The sequence below is a fragment of the Mesorhizobium sp. M00.F.Ca.ET.216.01.1.1 genome, assembly GCF_004010325.2.
GTDB lineage: Bacteria > Pseudomonadota > Alphaproteobacteria > Rhizobiales > Rhizobiaceae > Mesorhizobium.
On record NZ_SADR02000097.1, the window covers coordinates 1 to 542 of the forward strand.

Below are 542 nucleotides of genomic sequence, written 5' to 3' on the forward strand. Positions count from 1 at the left end.
CGAGGAGGCACCCCTGCCGGTTGCGTCCTCCTTCGATTGGACGGGTGCTTGCATCGGCGTGAATGCCGGCGGCGGCTTCAGCAACTTCAAGCATCCGCTCGATAGTGGCGGCGTCACCTCCGATTTTGCTGATATCAGTGCAAGCGGCTTTCTGGGCGGCGTTCAGGCCGGCTACAATTGGCAGTCGGGCCAGATGGTCTATGGCATCGAAGCCGACTTCCAGGCTTCCGATGTCAAAGCGACTTCCAGCATCTTTTTTGGACCCCCGCTTGAGACCAAGGTTGAGTGGTTCGGCACGGTGCGTGCTCGCATCGGCTACACGCCTGTCGATCGCTTCATGGTTTATGGCACCGGCGGCCTGGCCTATGGTAAGGTCAAGACCGAACTCCAATTTGCCGGGATCGACTCGTCCAAGACCAAAGCCGGCTGGACCGTCGGAGGAGGCGCCGAGTACGCCATCAATTCAAACTGGTCGTTGAAGTCCGAATATCTCTACACCGATCTCGGCAAATCGACTGTGTTTTCTCAACCCGGTGTTACCC

1 protein-coding gene is annotated in these 542 nt (G+C 58.3%); it reads left to right on the plus strand.

Annotated features, from left to right (window positions below; genetic code table 11):
- Nucleotides 1–13: 13 nt before the first annotated feature.
- On the plus strand, nt 14–542 hold a 529-nt coding region (locus EN859_RS35190; protein WP_135913596.1), incomplete at its 3' end, for an outer membrane protein.